This is a genomic window from Pseudomonas sp. D47 (assembly GCF_045447305.1).
Taxonomy (GTDB): Bacteria; Pseudomonadota; Gammaproteobacteria; order Pseudomonadales; family Pseudomonadaceae; genus Aquipseudomonas.
On sequence record NZ_JBJGXU010000194.1, the window covers coordinates 1 to 405 of the forward strand.

1 protein-coding gene is annotated in these 405 nt (G+C 55.3%); it reads right to left on the reverse strand.

Translation table 11 applies throughout. The annotated features are described in order from the left end of the window. Positions 1–405: inovirus-type Gp2 protein (locus ACI77I_RS32210; protein WP_407000251.1), on the reverse strand; the 405-nt coding region annotated here is incomplete at both ends.

The window sequence follows — 405 nt, forward strand, 5'->3', positions numbered from 1 at the left end:
CTGGATCATCCTGAGAGAGGTGGAACGTGCCGTTTGCAGGGATATTCACCAACCCATCTGCTTCTTCGAACCGAATCCGCAGCGCACTGGCCCAGGCGGCCTGGATACGGCTGTAGAGATTCTCCCGCTCTGACTGAAAGCGTCCCAACCGGTGGTACGCATCTCGATTGAGCAGCAATACGAAGTGGTAGTGAGCCCGCCCCTGTCGGCCAACCTCCCTGACCCAGCACCAATGAGCAGTACCATTCAGCCGCTCTGAGCGCTTACGAGCTGATTGAATCCTGAAGGTCAAGAAATCAACAAACCGGGAAATGACGGCATTGCCTGAATCGGGTGATGCATCATCTGGAAAACGCGGATCAAACCTTACCGCGAACACCTCACGATGATCGCTCAATGCTAGCC